The 16,006-nt window shown below is 52.4% G+C and carries 12 protein-coding genes and 1 pseudogene; 9 read left to right on the top strand and 4 right to left on the bottom strand.

Going from position 1 to position 16,006, the window contains the following annotated elements:
- Positions 1-18 precede the first annotated feature (18 nt).
- The 9 genes from nuoG to elaB all read left to right on the top strand — a co-directional run bounded on the left by nuoG (position 19) and on the right by elaB (position 10,595).
- Complete coding sequence (gene nuoG, locus GZ59_RS14600) at positions 19-2,745, top strand: NADH-quinone oxidoreductase subunit NuoG (protein ID WP_039292775.1); 2,727 nt, start codon at positions 19-21, stop codon at positions 2,743-2,745.
- Positions 2,742-3,716: an NADH-quinone oxidoreductase subunit NuoH gene (gene nuoH / locus GZ59_RS14595; protein ID WP_011094550.1), complete on the top strand. Its 975-nt coding sequence runs from the start codon at positions 2,742-2,744 to the stop codon at positions 3,714-3,716. Before nuoG ends, nuoH begins: the two co-directional genes overlap by 4 nt.
- A 17-nt stretch (positions 3,717-3,733) precedes the next feature.
- Positions 3,734-4,276 carry an NADH-quinone oxidoreductase subunit NuoI gene (gene nuoI, locus GZ59_RS14590; RefSeq protein ID WP_005969838.1) on the top strand — a complete coding sequence of 181 codons (543 nt, stop codon included), beginning with the start codon at positions 3,734-3,736 and terminating at the stop codon, positions 4,274-4,276.
- 9 nt (positions 4,277-4,285) lie between these two features.
- Positions 4,286-4,849 carry an NADH-quinone oxidoreductase subunit J gene (gene nuoJ / locus GZ59_RS14585; protein ID WP_011094549.1) on the top strand — a complete coding sequence of 188 codons (564 nt, stop codon included), beginning with the start codon at positions 4,286-4,288 and terminating at the stop codon, positions 4,847-4,849.
- The gene (nuoK, locus tag GZ59_RS14580; protein WP_005969835.1) at positions 4,846-5,148 is read left to right on the top strand and encodes an NADH-quinone oxidoreductase subunit NuoK; all 303 of its coding nucleotides are present in this window, start codon (positions 4,846-4,848) and stop codon (positions 5,146-5,148) included. Before nuoJ ends, nuoK begins: the two co-directional genes overlap by 4 nt.
- Positions 5,145-6,995, top strand: coding sequence for an NADH-quinone oxidoreductase subunit L (nuoL, locus tag GZ59_RS14575; RefSeq protein WP_011094548.1), 1,851 nt, complete (start codon positions 5,145-5,147; stop codon positions 6,993-6,995). The genes nuoK and nuoL overlap by 4 nt, the downstream gene beginning before the upstream one ends.
- 100 nt (positions 6,996-7,095) lie before the next feature.
- On the top strand, positions 7,096-8,631 hold the full coding sequence (gene nuoM / locus GZ59_RS14570; RefSeq protein ID WP_011094547.1) for an NADH-quinone oxidoreductase subunit M: 1,536 nt from the start codon (positions 7,096-7,098) through the stop codon (positions 8,629-8,631).
- A gap of 6 nt (positions 8,632-8,637) precedes the next feature.
- Entirely contained in the window at positions 8,638-10,095 is a 1,458-nt protein-coding gene (nuoN, locus tag GZ59_RS14565; RefSeq protein ID WP_039292772.1) for an NADH-quinone oxidoreductase subunit NuoN, read from the top strand.
- Positions 10,096-10,283: 188 nt separating this feature from the next.
- Positions 10,284-10,595 carry a stress response protein ElaB gene (gene elaB, locus GZ59_RS14560; protein WP_011094545.1) on the top strand — a complete coding sequence of 104 codons (312 nt, stop codon included), beginning with the start codon at positions 10,284-10,286 and terminating at the stop codon, positions 10,593-10,595.
- A gap of 157 nt (positions 10,596-10,752) precedes the next feature.
- Here the strand turns inward: elaB and treC are convergent, their stop codons facing one another.
- From treC to GZ59_RS14540, 4 genes and pseudogenes are all read right to left on the bottom strand, one after another.
- Complete coding sequence (gene treC, locus GZ59_RS14555) at positions 10,753-12,444, bottom strand: alpha,alpha-phosphotrehalase (protein ID WP_011094544.1); 1,692 nt, start codon at positions 12,442-12,444, stop codon at positions 10,753-10,755.
- 65 nt (positions 12,445-12,509) lie between these two features.
- Entirely contained in the window at positions 12,510-13,928 is a 1,419-nt protein-coding gene (treB, locus tag GZ59_RS14550) for a PTS trehalose transporter subunit IIBC (protein WP_039292769.1), read from the bottom strand.
- A 575-nt stretch (positions 13,929-14,503) separates the two neighbouring features.
- A pseudogene (locus GZ59_RS14545) lies at positions 14,504-15,092 on the bottom strand (GNAT family N-acetyltransferase).
- A gap of 13 nt (positions 15,093-15,105) precedes the next feature.
- Positions 15,106-16,002, bottom strand: a complete 897-nt coding sequence (locus GZ59_RS14540; RefSeq protein ID WP_039292766.1) for a PhzF family phenazine biosynthesis protein — start codon at positions 16,000-16,002, stop codon at positions 15,106-15,108.
- Positions 16,003-16,006: the final 4 nt, after the last annotated feature.

The following is a 16,006-nucleotide window of genomic DNA, read 5'->3' as shown; positions in this document are numbered from 1 at the left end:
TATGGAAGCATGCTGACTATGGCTACTATTCATGTAGACGGCAAAGAGTATGAAGTAAACGGAGCGAACAACCTTCTCGAAGCTTGCCTGACTCTGGGACTTGATATTCCTTACTTTTGCTGGCACCCCGCGCTCGGGAGCGTAGGATCCTGCCGCCTCTGTGCGGTAAAACAGTATCAAAACGCGGAAGATACTCGCGGTCGTCTGGTGATGTCTTGTATGACACCGGCAACCGAAGGAACGTTCATCGCGATTGAAGATGAAGAAGCGAAACTATTCCGTAAGACGATAGTTGAGTTTCTGATGACCAACCACCCGCACGATTGTCCGGTGTGTGAGGAAGGCGGTAACTGTCATTTGCAGGATATGACGGTTATGACGGGGCAGAACTTCCGTCGCTATCGCTTCACCAAGCGTACTCACCGCAATCAGGATCTCGGGCCGTTCATTTCTCATGAGATGAACCGCTGTATCGCGTGCTATCGCTGCGTGCGTTACTACAAAGACTATGCGGATGGTAAAGATCTCGGTGTTTACGGTGCACACGACAACGTCTACTTCGGTCGCCCGGAAGATGGCACGCTGGAAAGCGAGTTCTCCGGTAACCTGGTTGAAGTGTGCCCTACTGGTGTATTCACCGATAAAACGCACTCCGAGCGCTATAACCGTAAATGGGATATGCAGTTTGCACCGAGCGTCTGCCAACAGTGCAGCATCGGCTGTAATACCAGCCCCGGTGAACGCTATGGCGAACTTCGTCGTATCGAAAACCGCTTCAACGGTAGCGTAAACCACTATTTCCTGTGTGATCGCGGCCGTTTTGGTTACGGCTATGTCAACCAGAAAGACCGTCCGAACCAACCACTGCAACGCCGTGGTGATGATTGGATCGCGCTGAATGCCGATCAGGCACTGCAAGGTGCTGCGGATGTTCTGCGTCAGGCGAAGAAAACCATCGGTATCGGTTCACCGCGTGCCAGCATTGAAAGCAACTTCGCGTTGCGTGAGCTGGTGGGTGCAGAGAACTTCTATACCGGTATTGCGCAGGAAGAACAAAATCGTCTGCAACTGATCTTGAAAGTGCTGCGCGAAAGCGGTGTAAGAACGCCGGCGCTGCGTGAGATCGAAGGCTACGATGCAGTTCTGATTCTGGGTGAAGATTTAACACAGACCGGTGCGCGTATCGCGCTGGCCGTTCGTCAAGCCGTTAAAGGCAAAGCTCGCGAAATGGCAGCAGCGCAGAAAGTGGCTGACTGGCAGATTGCGGCGATCATGAACATTGGTCAGCATGCCAAGCACCCGCTGTTTGTCACCAACGTCGACAATACCCGTCTGGACGATATTGCTGCATGGAACTACCGTGCACCCGTTGCCGATCAGGCACGTCTTGGTTTTGCGATTGCACACGGGTTAGATAGCAGTGCTCCAGCAGTCACCGATCTGGCTGCAGGTCTCGACCAGAAAGTCGATATCATCGTACAGGCACTGGCTGGTGCGAGAAAACCACTCATCATTTCCGGCACTAACGCGGGCAGCGAAGATGTGATCTCTGCTGCGGCAAACGTTGCCAAGGCGCTGAAGAGTCGCGGCTCTGACGTCGGTATTACCTTTGTTGCACCTGCTGCAAACAGCATTGGGTTGTCAATCATGGGCGGCGGTTCGCTGGATGACGCGCTGGTGCAGTTGGAAAACGGCGAAGCCGACAGCGTGGTGGTTCTGGAGAATGATCTCTACCGTCATGCACCGGTCGCTCGCGTTGATGCGGCACTGGAAAAAGCTGAGAACCTGATTGTGGTCGATCATCAGCGTACTCGCATCATGGACAAGGCCAGCATCATTCTGTCTGCCGCCAGCTTTGCTGAAAGCGACGGTACGTTGGTGAATCAGGAAGGCCGCGCTCAGCGTTTCTTCCAGGTTTATGACCCAACGTACTACAACGACAAGATTGTGATGTTGGAAAGCTGGCGCTGGCTGCACTCACTCTATATCACCTATAACAGCCGTCAGGTTGACTGGACGCAGTTGGATAACGTGATTGACGCGTGTGTCGCTGCGCTGCCGCAGTTGGCTGCGATTAAAGATGCCGCACCAGACGCCTCGTTCCGTATTCGTGGTCAGAAACTGTCGCGTTCACCAATTCGCTCCAGTGGACGTACTGCGATGCGTGCCAATATCAGCGTGCATGAACCGCGTCAGCCAGTCGATAAAGACACTATGTTTGCCTTCTCAATGGAAGGGAACAACAGTCCGACAGCCAATCGTCAGCAGATTCCGTTTGCCTGGGCGCCAGGTTGGAACTCACCGCAAGCCTGGAACAAATTCCAGAATGAAGTGGGTGGACATTTGCGTCATGGCGATCCGGGTGTGCGTATGATCGAAGCCGGAGAAGGTTCGCTGGCGTACTTCGACAACATTCCTGCGGCTTTCGTCCCACAAGTGGGTCAATGGCGCGTTGCGCCGTATTATCACCTGTTTGGCAGTGATGAAATGTCACAGCGTTCTGATGTGATTCAGCAGCGTATGCCAGAGCCTTACGTGATGGTGAACCCGGCTGATGCGGCGACGCTGGGCGTAAACGCTGGTACGTTGCTGGAGTTGACCTGTGCAGGGCAAACGCTACGTCTGCCATTGCGCTTAAGTGCGGCATTGAGTCAGGGACAGGTTGGTTTACCGCTGGGCTTGCCGGGTATTGCACCGGTGCTGGCGGGTGCAACCGTTGAAAATCTGCGGGAGGCCGCACAATGAGTTGGTTAACGCCGGAATTAATCGAGATTCTGATCACCGTCGGAAAAGCGGTCGTGATTCTGCTGGTTGTGGTGACCTGTGGCGCATTCATGAGTATGGGTGAACGTCGACTGCTCGGCCTCTTCCAGGGACGTTATGGACCGAACCGGGTTGGTTGGGGCGGTTCATTACAGCTTGTCGCTGACATGATCAAAATGTTCTTCAAAGAAGACTGGGTGCCGAACTTCACCGATAAAGTAATCTTCACACTGGCACCGATGATCGCGTTTACGTCAATGCTCATTGCCTTTGCGATTGTACCGATCACACCAACCTGGGGTGTCGCCGATCTGAACATCGGTATCCTGTTCTTCCTGATGATGGCAGGTTTGGCGGTTTACGCGGTTCTGTTCGCTGGTTGGGCGAGTAACAACAAATACTCGTTGCTGGGAGCGGTACGTGCTTCCGCTCAGACCGTGAGCTACGAAGTCTTCATCGGCCTATCGCTGATGGGAGTGGTCGCGCAGGCGGGCTCGTTCAACATGCGTGACATCGTCGATTCTCAGGAACATTTGTGGAACGTTATTCCGCAGTTCTTCGGCTTTATCACGTTTGCCATCGCAGGCGTGGCGGTGTGTCACCGTCACCCGTTTGACCAGCCTGAAGCTGAACAGGAACTGGCCGATGGTTACCACATTGAATATTCCGGTATGAAGTTCGGTCTGTTCTTTGTGGGCGAATATATCGGGATCGTTACCGTTTCTGCGCTGATGGTGACCTTATTCTTCGGTGGCTGGCATGGTCCGTTCTTGCCACCGTTTGTCTGGTTTGCGCTGAAAACAGGCTTTTTCATGATGATGTTCATCCTGATTCGTGCTTCGTTACCCCGTCCACGTTATGACCAGGTGATGGCTTTCGGTTGGAAAGTCTGTCTGCCGATAACGCTTTTGAATCTGCTGGCGACAGCCGCCGTCATTTTGTACAACGCTTAAGAAGGGGTGAATAAACCATGACATTGAAAGAGTTAGTGGTTGGTTTCGGCACCCAGATACGCAGTATCTGTATGGTGGGATCGAATGCTTTCAAGAAGCGCGAAACCAGGATGTACCCAGAAGAGCCTGTGAATCCGCCGCCACGTTACCGTGGTCGTATCGTGCTGACGCGCGATCCCGATGGTGAAGAGCGCTGTGTTGCTTGCAACCTGTGCGCGGTGGCGTGTCCGGTCGGCTGTATCTCATTGCAGAAAGCGGAAACCAAAGATGGTCGCTGGTATCCCGAGTTCTTCCGCGTCAACTTCTCGCGCTGCATTTTCTGTGGCTTCTGTGAAGAAGCGTGTCCGACAACGGCTATCCAGCTGACACCGGATTTCGAGATGGGCGAGTACAAACGTCAGGATCTGGTGTACGAGAAAGAAGATCTGCTGATATCGGGGCCGGGTAAATATCCGGAATACAATTTCTACCGGATGGCTGGTATGGCAATCGATGGGAAAGATAAAGGCGAAGCTGAAAACGAAGCCAAACCTATTGATGTCAAAGGCCTGTTGCCCTAAGGAGCTAGCATGGAATTCGCTTTTTATACCACAGGTTTGATTGCGATATTGGCGACACTGCGCGTCATTACGCATACCAATCCTGTGCATGCATTGTTGTATATGGTCACCTCGCTCATGGCGATTGCGGGCGTCTTTTTCTCGCTGGGGGCTAATTTTGCCGGCGCGTTGAGCATCATCGTGTATGCGGGTGCCATCATGGTGCTGTTTGTGTTCGTCGTCATGATGCTCAACCTCGGTTCTTCTGTAGAAGAACAAGAGCGGAATTGGCTGAAACCCAGCGTCTGGATTGGTCCAAGTATTCTCTCACTGGCGTTACTGGTGATTGTGGTCAACGCGATCCTTAGCCTGAAAGATCAGGGTATCACTGGCACGCCCGTTGAGGCGAAAGCGGTGGGCATCAGCCTGTTTGGGCCTTATGTTCTGGCAGTTGAGTTAGCGTCAATGTTGCTGCTGGCGGGATTGGTTGTCGCTTTCCATATTGGTCGTGAAGATAAACGTGGTGACGTTGTCAATAAAGAAGGCGGCGCGAACCAGGACGTTGAGAAAAAAATAACGGGGGAACGCGCATGATTCCGTTACAACATGGGTTGATTTTAGCCGCTATTCTGTTTGTTCTGGGGCTGACGGGTCTGTTGATTCGTCGTAACCTGCTGTTTATGTTGATCAGTCTGGAAATCATGATCAACGCTGCCGCACTGGCTTTTGTCGTCGCGGGTAGCTATTGGCAGCAGCCAGATGGTCAGGTGATGTACATTCTGGCGATTACGCTGGCAGCAGCCGAGGCCAGTATTGGTCTGGCCTTGTTGTTACAGATGTATCGCCGTCGTCAAACCCTGAATATTGATACAGTCAGTGAGATGCGCGGATGAACTTACTCTATTTAACAATACTCTTCCCGCTGCTCGGCTTTCTGTTGCTGGCATTTTCCCGCGGTCGCTGGTCGGAAAATACGTCCGCGACCGTCGGTGTTGGCTCGATTGGTCTGGCCGCGCTAGTTGCCGCTTGGGTTGTGGTCGATTTTATGGGCCAGCAGCACACCGGTGGTGTCACCTTCTTTAATCAGCATTTGTGGACATGGATGACCGTTGGCAATTTCGACATTAGCGTAACGCTGATGCTCGACGGTCTCTCTGTGACGATGCTGTCCGTGGTGATTGGTGTCGGTTTCTTTATTCACCTGTTTGCCTCTTGGTATATGCGTGGGGAAGAGGGATATTCTCGCTTCTTCGCTTACACCAACCTGTTTATCGCCAGTATGGTCGTTCTGGTACTGGCTGATAACCTGTTGCTGATGTACCTCGGTTGGGAAGGGGTAGGGCTGTGCAGTTATCTGCTGATCGGTTTCTACTACACCAATCCGAAAAACGGCGCGGCTGCAATGAAGGCCTTCATCGTTACGCGCGTGGGTGACGTCTTTCTGGCCTTTGCACTGTTCATTCTTTACAAAGAGTTGGGCACGCTTAACTTCCGCGAGCTGATGGTATTGGCACCGCAGAAACTGGCTGAAGGTTCACCGGAAATCACCTGGGCTACGCTGATGTTGCTAGGTGGTGCGGTTGGTAAATCAGCACAGCTGCCGTTGCAAACCTGGCTGGCAGATGCGATGGCCGGTCCAACACCGGTATCTGCATTGATCCACGCCGCCACGATGGTTACTGCGGGTGTTTACCTTATTGCGCGTACCAACGGCCTGTTCCTGATGGCACCGGATGTCCTGCATCTGGTGGGTATTGTGGGTGCGGTGACGCTGGTACTGGCGGGTTTTGCCGCTCTGGTGCAAACCGACATCAAACGCGTGCTGGCCTATTCCACGATGAGCCAGATTGGTTACATGTTCCTGGCGCTGGGCGTTCAGGCATGGGATGCCGCGATTTTCCACCTGATGACGCACGCATTCTTTAAAGCGCTGCTGTTCCTCTCTTCTGGTTCGGTGATTTTGGCCTGCCACCACGAGCAGAACATCTTCAAGATGGGCGGCCTGCGTAAAACCATTCCACTGGTTTATGTCTGCTTCCTGGTCGGGGGCGCTGCGCTATCTGCATTGCCGCTGGTTACCGCTGGTTTCTTCAGTAAAGACGAGATTCTGGCTGGCGCATGGGCAAATGGTCACATCAATCTGATGGTGGCTGGATTGGCTGGTGCCTTCATGACCTCGCTGTATACGTTCCGTATGATTTTCATCGTGTTCCACGGTGAAGAGAAAATTAAGGCGCATGCAGGAAAAGGCATTTCCCACCACTTACCGCTGGTTGTGCTGATGATTCTGTCCACCTTTATTGGTGCGATGATTGTTCCGCCGTTGCACGGTGTATTACCGGCGACGACTGAGCTTGAACACGGCCAGTTGATGACGCTGGAAATTACCTCTGGCGTGGTGGCGATTGCCGGTATTCTGCTTGCCGCTCTGCTGTGGCTGGGTAAACGTCAGGTGGTGAATAGCATCGCGAAGAGTGCCCCGGGCCGTTTCTTCTCGACCTGGTGGTTCCACGCGTGGGGCTTCGACTGGTTGTACGACCATGTCTTTGTTAAACCGTATCTGGCTATCGCGAAGCTGTTGCAGCGTGATCCGTTGAATGCATTGATGACCCTTCCGGCTACTGTTATCCGCTGGGGTAATAGTGGGCTGGCGCTCAGTGCGAATGGGCAGTTGCGCTGGTACGTTGCTTCTATGGGCTTTGGTGCCGTACTGGTGCTGGGCTTGTTACTGCTGGTGTAAGGCAGTATCCGGTAACGTATAAAAGGTAGGGCATTCCGCAGACAGGAATGCCCGCCACGGCAAGTTTTCAGATTTCTTTAATTTAGGGACACAAAACGCCATGCTACTACCTTGGCTAATTCTTCTCCCCTTTATCGGCGGTCTGCTGTGTTGGCAGTTAGAGCGTTTTGGTACGAAAGTGCCGCGCTGGATAGCGTTGATTGCAATGGGGCTGACACTCGCACTGTCTCTGCAACTGTGGTTGCAAGGCGGTTACTCACTGACAGCGCCGACAGGCGTACCACAATGGCAATCCGAGTTTTATGTGCCGTGGATCCCGCGCTTCGGCATCGGTATTCATCTTGCGCTAGACGGCCTGTCGCTGCTGATGGTGGTGCTGACTAGTTTGCTGGGCGTGTTGGCAATTCTCTGTTCCTGGAATGAAATTCAGCGCTATCAGGGCTTCTTCCACCTGAACCTGCTGTGGATTCTGGGCGGTGTTATCGGTGTGTTCCTTGCCATCGACATGTTCCTGTTCTTCTTCTTCTGGGAAATGATGTTGGTGCCGATGTACTTCCTGATTGCGCTATGGGGGCATAAAGGCTCCGATGGTAAAACCAGAATTACGGCGGCGACCAAGTTCTTCATCTATACCCAGTCGAGCGGCCTGATCATGTTGATCGCGATTCTGGCGCTGGTCTTTGTGCATCACAATGCTACCGGCGTTTGGACGTTCAACTATGAAGACCTGCTGAAGACCCCAATGTCATATGGCGTTGAATATCTGCTGATGCTGGGCTTCTTCATCGCGTTTGCTGTAAAAATGCCGGTCGTTCCATTGCACGGTTGGTTGCCGGATGCGCACAGTCAGGCTCCGACAGCAGGTTCTGTTGACCTGGCGGGTATCCTGCTGAAAACGGCGGCCTATGGTCTGCTGCGTTTCAGTCTGCCGCTGTTCCCGAATGCCTCCCATGCCTTTGCACCGATTGCTATGTGGCTGGGTGTGATTGGTATCTTCTACGGCGCATGGCTGGCGTTCAAACAGACGGATATCAAACGCCTGATTGCTTACACCTCGGTGTCGCACATGGGCTTCGTGATGATTGCCATCTATTCCGGTAATCAACTCGCTTATCAGGGCGCAGTGATTCAGATGATTGCGCACGGTTTGTCTGCTGCCGGTCTGTTTATTCTGTGCGGCCAGCTGTACGAACGTCTGCATACCCGTGACATGCGTGAAATGGGTGGCCTGTGGTCGCGTCTGAAATTCCTGCCAGCGCTGTCTCTGTTCTTTGCTGTGGCGACCTTGGGGATGCCGGGTACGGGCAACTTTGTTGGCGAATTCATGATTCTGTTCGGCAGCTATCAGGTTGTGCCGGTGATTACGGTGATCTCAACCTTCGGTCTGGTATTTGCGTCGGTCTACTCACTGATCATGATCCAGCGTGCTTATTACGGTACGCCTAAATCTGATGAACCATTGAAGAGTATGTCGATCCGCGAATTGTCTATCGTGCTGCTGTTGGTGGTATTACTGGTGTTGTTAGGGGTTTACCCGCAACCGATTCTGGATACCTCCAGTGCCGCGATGTCAAATATCCAGCAGTGGTTTATGTCGTCTGCTCCAGATTCAATTATTTCAACAACAAGGCCGTAATTCGCCATGACAATAACTCTTCAACAACTAATTGCGCTATCGCCGCTGTTGATCGTCGGATTGACGGTAGTGGTTGTGATGCTGTGCATTGCGTGGCGACGCAACCATTTTGTCAACGCAACCATGACGGTTATCGGCCTGAATATTGCGTTGCTGTCACTGTACTTTGTCGGCCAGGTTGGCCCAACGGATGTGACGCCGCTGCTGCGTGTTGATGGCTTCTCGATGTTCTATACCGGACTGGTTCTGCTTGCCAGTCTGGCAACCAGCACGTTTGCCTATCCGTGGCTGCAAGGCTACCCAGACAACCGTGATGAGTTCTACCTGCTGGTTCTCATTGCTGCGTTAGGTGGGATCCTGCTGTCGAGCGCCAACCATCTGGCTTCGCTGTTCATCGGGATTGAACTGCTTTCCCTCCCGCTGTTTGGTCTGGTCGGTTATGCCTTCCGCCTGAAGCGTTCGCTGGAAGCCAGTATTAAATACATGCTGCTGTCGGCGGCGGCGTCTTCCTTCCTGCTGTTTGGGATGGCGCTGATCTATGCTGAATCGGGCGATATGAGCTTTGCCAGCCTAGGTAAGAGCCTGAGCGATCACCAAATCCATGAACCGCTGCTGCTGGCTGGCTTGGGGATGATGATTGTCGGTCTGGGCTTCAAACTGTCTCTGGTTCCGTTCCAGCTGTGGACACCTGATGTGTATCAGGGGGCGCCTGCGCCAGTATCTACGTTTCTGGCGACGGCCGGTAAGATTGCGGTTTTCGGTGCGGTAATGCGTTTGTTCCTGTACGCGCCGGTGGCTGACAGCGAATCCGTCAGAATCGTGCTGAGTATTATTGCGTTTGCATCGATAATGTTCGGTAACGTGATGGCGGTATCGCAGACTAATATCAAACGTCTTCTCGGTTACTCCTCTATCGCGCATCTGGGCTACTTGTTGGTTGCCCTGATCGCGGTTCAGAGTCATCAACTGGCGTTGGAAACTGTCGGTGTTTATCTGGTCGGTTACTTGTTCAGCAGCCTCGGGGCGTTCGGTGTAGTTAGTCTGATGTCCAGCCCGTACCGTGGCCCGGATGCCGATTCGCTGTTCTCTTACCGTGGTTTGTTCTGGCATAAACCGATTCTGTCTGCGGTTATGACGGTAATGATGCTGTCGCTGGCGGGTATCCCGATGACGCTGGGCTTCTTCGGGAAATTCTACGTGTTGGCTGTCGGTGTTAATGCTGAACTGTGGTGGTTGACCGGCGCGGTCGTTCTGGGTAGCGCCATTGGTCTGTACTACTACCTGCGTGTCATGGTTAGCTTGTTCCTGAATGCGCCTCAGGTGTTGCAGCGTGATACGCCAAACAACTGGGCATTAACCGCGGGTGGTGTGGTCGTGTTGATCTCTTCCATCGTGGTACTGTTCTTTGGTTTGTACCCGCAGCCGCTTATCTCTCTGGTTCAATTGGCGCAGCCAATGATGTAACCACTGACGAGAGTTAGGTTGAGTTATGAAGCGCCGTTGATGAGAGTCAACGGCGTTTTTTATATCAGTAACGTTCGTTTTAGGAATGATCTGGTCTATTGAAGCCGTAAAAGTCGCGCAAAATTGTCTATAGTTAAGAAGGCCACGATTTATAACTAATGACTTTTCATAACAGAAGGAAGCACTTTATGGCGGCGACAAAAAAACAGCCTGAAGAAATTCGTGTCGATGATGATTTAAAACTTCTGTCTGAAACGCTAGACGAAGTACTACGCTATACGGGCGATCAGGCAGACCAAACCTATCTTGATTTGAAGAAGGGAGCGGAAAAAGCGCTGCTGGAAGTTAAAGCCCGCATTGGCGTGACTGACGGCTATTATGCGCGCGCGAAGCAGGTAGCCGATAAAGCCGATGTTTATGTGCACGACAAACCGTGGCACGGCATCGGTATTGGCGCCACGGTCGGTCTGGTGCTGGGATTACTGCTGGCTAAGCGCTAGTTTCTGCCACACTGAGTCAACGTCGCTCTGCGGTACATAGCTCTGTAACCGTCGCTTGGTAACGATGAGCAAGGCAGGGGGCGAGTTTCTGAAGAATCATGTAAGATGTTTGACAATCAATGTAGCGGGGGTTACCCGCTACATCTTCTTATACTCTCTATTCTTGGATCTTATCCTCTTTCTCCTGCATTCCCTGTATCCAATAGATGGCTTCAAATGGTCGCAACTCCAGTATTGCCGGTTGCGGCTGTGCATCAGAATAATTGCTAAATAACAGTCGCCAGCGGCGGTCGTGGGTCTCCATCGGAGGTTGCCAGCGCAGGGGCTGTTTGCTGAGGTTTGCCAGAACCAGAAGCCGTTGCCCCTCCCAAGTGCGCTGATAGCACCAGACGTTAGGGTGGTCTGGCAGCAGATCCTTATAGTCGCCGTGCGTTAGCAGCGGAAGGGCTTTACGCATAGCAATAAGCTGCTGGTAGGTATAAAAGACGGACTCTTTATCCGCCAGCGACTGCTCTGCGTTGATGTGAGGAAAGTTCTGGCTGGGGGTTATCCACGGTGTGCCGGTCGTAAATCCAGCATGATCGCTCTCATCCCACTGCATTGGCGTACGGCCGTTATCGCGTGATTTGCTGGCGAGGATCGCTAAGATTTGCTCATCTACCTGACCCCGATCGCGCTGTTCGGCAAATTGATTCAGGCTTTCAATATCGCGGTATTGTTCAATCTGTGTATAGCCGGGATTGGTCATGCCCAGCTCTTCGCCCTGATAGATATAGGGCGTGCCCTGCATACCGTGTAGCACCATCGCCAGCATTTTGGCGGATTGCACACGGAATTCCCCTTCATCGCCAAAACGCGACACGATGCGTGGCTGATCGTGATTACACCAGAACAGCGCATTCCAGGCGTGGTTATGCATACCCTGCTGCCAGTGGTTAAAAATCAGCTTGAGTTGGATAAAATCAGGTTCCGCCAGCGTCCATTTTTCCCCATTAGGGTAATCAACTTTCAGATGATGAAAATTGAACGTCATGGAGAGTTCGCTGCCGTCCAGTGCGGCGTAGCGGCGGCAATGTTCCAGTGAGGTCGATGACATCTCACCGACAGTCATCAACCCGCGGGGCTGAAATACATCCTGACTGAACTCCTGTAAGTAATCGTGAATAAGTGGCCCATCGGTATAAAAACGGCGTCCATCGCCCTGTGTGTCTGACGGGAAATCCTGCTGCTTGGAGACTAGATTGATTACATCCAGCCGCAGCCCGTCTACGCCTTTATCCGCCCAAAATCCACAGACCTGTTTTAATTCATCCCGTACGCGCGGGTGCTCCCAGTTCAGATCGGCCTGTTCGGTAGCGAAAAGGTGCAGATAGTATTGTTTGCTTTCCGCGTGCCACAGCCAAGCTGGGCCGCCAAATTTTGAACGCCAGTTATTGGGCGGTGCACCGTCATTACCATCACGCCAGATATAAAAATGACGATAGGGGCTGCGGCGATCCTGAGCGTTCTGGAACCAGTGGTGCTGAGTAGAGGTATGGTTGAACACCATATCCATGACAATACGAATACGACGTCGATGTGCTTCGGCGATCAACGTTTCCATATCGGCCATCGTGCCGTAGGCTGGGTCGATAGCGCAGTAGTCGGCCACGTCATAGCCGTTGTCAACCTGAGGAGAAAGGTAAACCGGAGTCAGCCAAATAGCATCGATGCCCAACTGTTGTAGGTAATCGAGTCGGGCGGTGACACCAGCGATGTCGCCAATGCCATTTCCGGTACTGTCCTGAAAGCTCTTCGGATAGATTTGATAAATCACGCCGTTTTGCCACCAGGGGAGTGATGTACTCATGAAAAATCCTCCTGCAGCGTTATCGCCGCGGCTTAACAGGCGCGGCTGAATAGATATTAGGACGGTTATGCGGGATCTAGCGTGCCATTGCGACTTTTGCGCTTATAGACCAGCACGGTCAGCACTATCGAGATGACGGCGGCAACCAGCATCGCCAGAGCAAAGACTCCCCAAAACTGAGGTTTGATGGAGAGAATACCCGGCAATCCACCGACGCCGATGCCATTTGCTGTTACGCCATATAGGCCGCAAATGAGCGCAGCAGCGGCGGAGCCGATCATGGCGCACAGCATCGGGAAGCGGTATTTCAGGTTGATACCGTACATGGCCGGCTCGGTCACGCCAAGAAAGGCGGAAATCGCAGCGGGAACAGATATTTCGCGCTCGTTGGCTTTCCGACTGACGATAATCACCCCGACGACGGCAGCTGCCTGTGCAATGTTGGACAGCGCGATGAGTGGCCAAACTGGGGTGCCGCCCATACTCTGAATCATCTGCATATCAATCGCTAATGTCGTTTGGTGTACGCCCGTGATGACCAGCGGCGCGTACAGGAACCCAAACAGCGCGGCACCAACTGGGGCGAAGCTGCCTGTCATCACCGCCTTAACGGCCCAGGCGACGCCATCGCCAATCATACGACCAAACGGACCAATCAACGTGTGTGCCAGGAAAACGGCCAGAATGAGTGATGTTACGGGCACGACTACCAGATAGAGGTAATCCGGCACGATTTTTTTCAGTCGTATTTCGATCAAAGCCAGCGCCATTCCGGCTAATACGGAAGGAATGACCTGTGCCTGATAACCTATTTTTTCAATGGTGAACCAGCCAAAATTCCACACTTCAGGCGTTTGTTGGCCGATGAGATAGGCATTCATTAACTGTGGTGATACCAGCGTGATGCCTAGCACGATACCGAGAATCGGTGTCCCGCCCATTTTACGTACGGTTGACCAGCAGACGGCTACAGGGAGGTAGAAGAAGATGGCTTCGCCGAGTAGCCAGAGGAAATCATAGACGGTTTGCCAGGTCGGGTAGAGCTGTACCAGCGTTTGCCCGTCACGCATCGGGATGTCGCCGATAACGTTACGCGCCCCGAGGATCAAGCCCCCGCTGATGAGTGCGGGAAGCAGAGGGAAAAAGATCTCGGCAAAATGTGAAATGCTGCGCTCAAACCAGCTCATATTCTGGCGGGCGGCGATTTTGGCTTCTTCCTTATTAATCTCTCCTTTTCCCGTGGTGGCGAGCAGCGCTTTGTAATACTCGTCTACGTCAGTGCCGATCACGACCTGAAATTGTCCGGCATTCGTGAAGCAGCCTTTTACCATACGCATTTCTTCAATGTTTTTGGGGTGCGCCTTGGAAGCATCGTGCAAGACAAAGCGAAGACGGGTGATGCAGTGCGTGACCGCCGCGATGTTCTCACGCCCGCCAACCAGCTCGATCAGACGGTCAATATCCTGTTGTTTAACTTTACTCATAGTCATGTCCTTATATCTTTTAACGCAGACGTCGGGGACGCGAAGCAAGTACAGCTACAGAAAAGCATAGTCTGTTAATGATGATTTTGCTGCGAGAGAAAAATGCATTGGGCTGTTTTTAAAAGAGAATGTTCAGGCATGCGGTGTGATGCACAAATCTGTGATGTGTGGGTAGACAAAAAAAGAAAGAGGAATGAATGGAATGTGGGAACAGGAGAAAAACAAAAGCCGCCTGTAGGAGGCGGCTTTAGAGATTGTTTATATCACAATCAGAACGGGCTGATGATTGAACCAATACGTTCACAGTAGCTGACATAAACGTCTCCCATTCTTTTAAAGAATTTGCTGATTTTACGAAGCATAGTCATTATCAGACTCCTCTAACGGGTTAATTAAGTGTGATGTTCATCACGTTTTTAATGTTAGCGGAGATGAAATTGGATTTCAACATTTTTGTGATGTTAGTCACAAAAATATAACGAGTGAGTCAATGAAATACACGGAGGAGTGAAGAGAACCTGATGCGCGCCCGATAGCGCCGCGAATCAGGTGAGGGGATACACTACGAGTCCGTGTCAGGCGGAATAGTGGTAAATATTGTGATCGAACCACTGCTCGTCAATCTGCTCCGCATCTTTCTCTGTGTGATGAAAAAGGAAGCCGAGCCGTTGGGCGACGGCGTTGGGCGACGGCGTTACTACGCGTGTTGGCGGTTGAGGCTTTGATGACGCAGCGCTCAACGAGGTTCGCATCGATATAGGCTGCTATCAGCGTACTGACGGCCTGAGAAATGATGCCTTTACCTTCAAATTCTTCGGCGAGCCAGTAGCCGATGACGCCTTCTTTATTCTGGATCGTGTTGAAGGAAACGATGCCTGCCAGCGCATCGTCCCAGCGGATGACGTATACGGCGGCCGTTTTGTCGAAGAATTCCTTTCTGTTGCCGCGAATGGTTTCCCGCGTGTCATCGACGCTTTTGACGGAATCTGGCCAAGGCAACGTTCGCCGTAGACGTGGTTTTTCCTGCTGAATCAAGGTAAAGAGCGCCTCAGCGTCGCTCTCTTCCTGTATCGCTAGGCGCAGATGGGGCTGATGGCGTAGCTCATACAGCTTGTCTCCAAATAAGTTGTCTGCAAATAACGTATCTGTAGATAACTGTTCCATAAAGATCCTCCCTTTAACGCTGCAACGTTCCATCAACGATCGTGACACTATGCCCGCCGATCCAAGGTTCATCGTTCAGATAAGTCACGGTAATTCGGCCGTCACGTTGCAGCATCGTGCCTTGTCGCACAAGATAACTGAGCGGTGCGTCGATGTTATTCATGGAGTGATGCTGACGAAGCAGCGCTGCCAGACAGGCATTGGCGCTGCCAGTCACGGGATCTTCTTTAAGATGGCCGCGTTCAATATAGAACGTGCGAACTTCATAATCAGCGGGCGTTGCACCCTCGTGTGGTCCATAGATGGCGATACCGTTGGTCTGGCTGAGATTTTCCACGGCGGCGAGTGCTTCTGCATCCGGTGTGATGTTCAGACAGGTGTCGGCACTGTCTACACGAACCACGAGCCAGCGAATTCCCATGTGTACGGCGGCAGGCGGATAGCGTTTATCGATACGGTTAGCACCAAGGTTGGTAATGCCCAGCGTTTTTTCCAGCAGCGGCATGTGCTCATCGCCAAACGGAACGATGGTGGCCTGCGGCGCGTGAAAAGCGAGGCTCTCATCATCACCGATGTTGATTGGAACCAAACCAATACCGCACTGTTGTATCAACTGCCCCGAGGATTTAGGACGTAATCCTTCTTCCAGTAAAGCGTGTGCGGTGCCTAGTGTGGGATGCCCGGCAAACGGAATCTCTGATTCTGGCGTAAAAATGCGGACATGATAATCCGCTAAAGGATTGGTGGCTGGCAGAACAAACGTGGTTTCCGACAGGTTTGTCCAGCGGGCGATGTCTTGCATTTGCTCATCGGTTAATCCATTCGCCTCCATAATGACGGCAAGCGGATTGCCTTTGAAAGGCTGCTGGGTGAAAACGTCGACCTGTTTGAAACGACGTACTATAGGCATCGCA

This window comes from Pectobacterium atrosepticum (genome assembly GCF_000740965.1).
GTDB lineage: Bacteria > Pseudomonadota > Gammaproteobacteria > Enterobacterales > Enterobacteriaceae > Pectobacterium > Pectobacterium atrosepticum.
The sequence above is the reverse complement of the archived record's forward strand: the minus strand, read 5'-3'. Positions and strand labels throughout refer to the sequence as shown.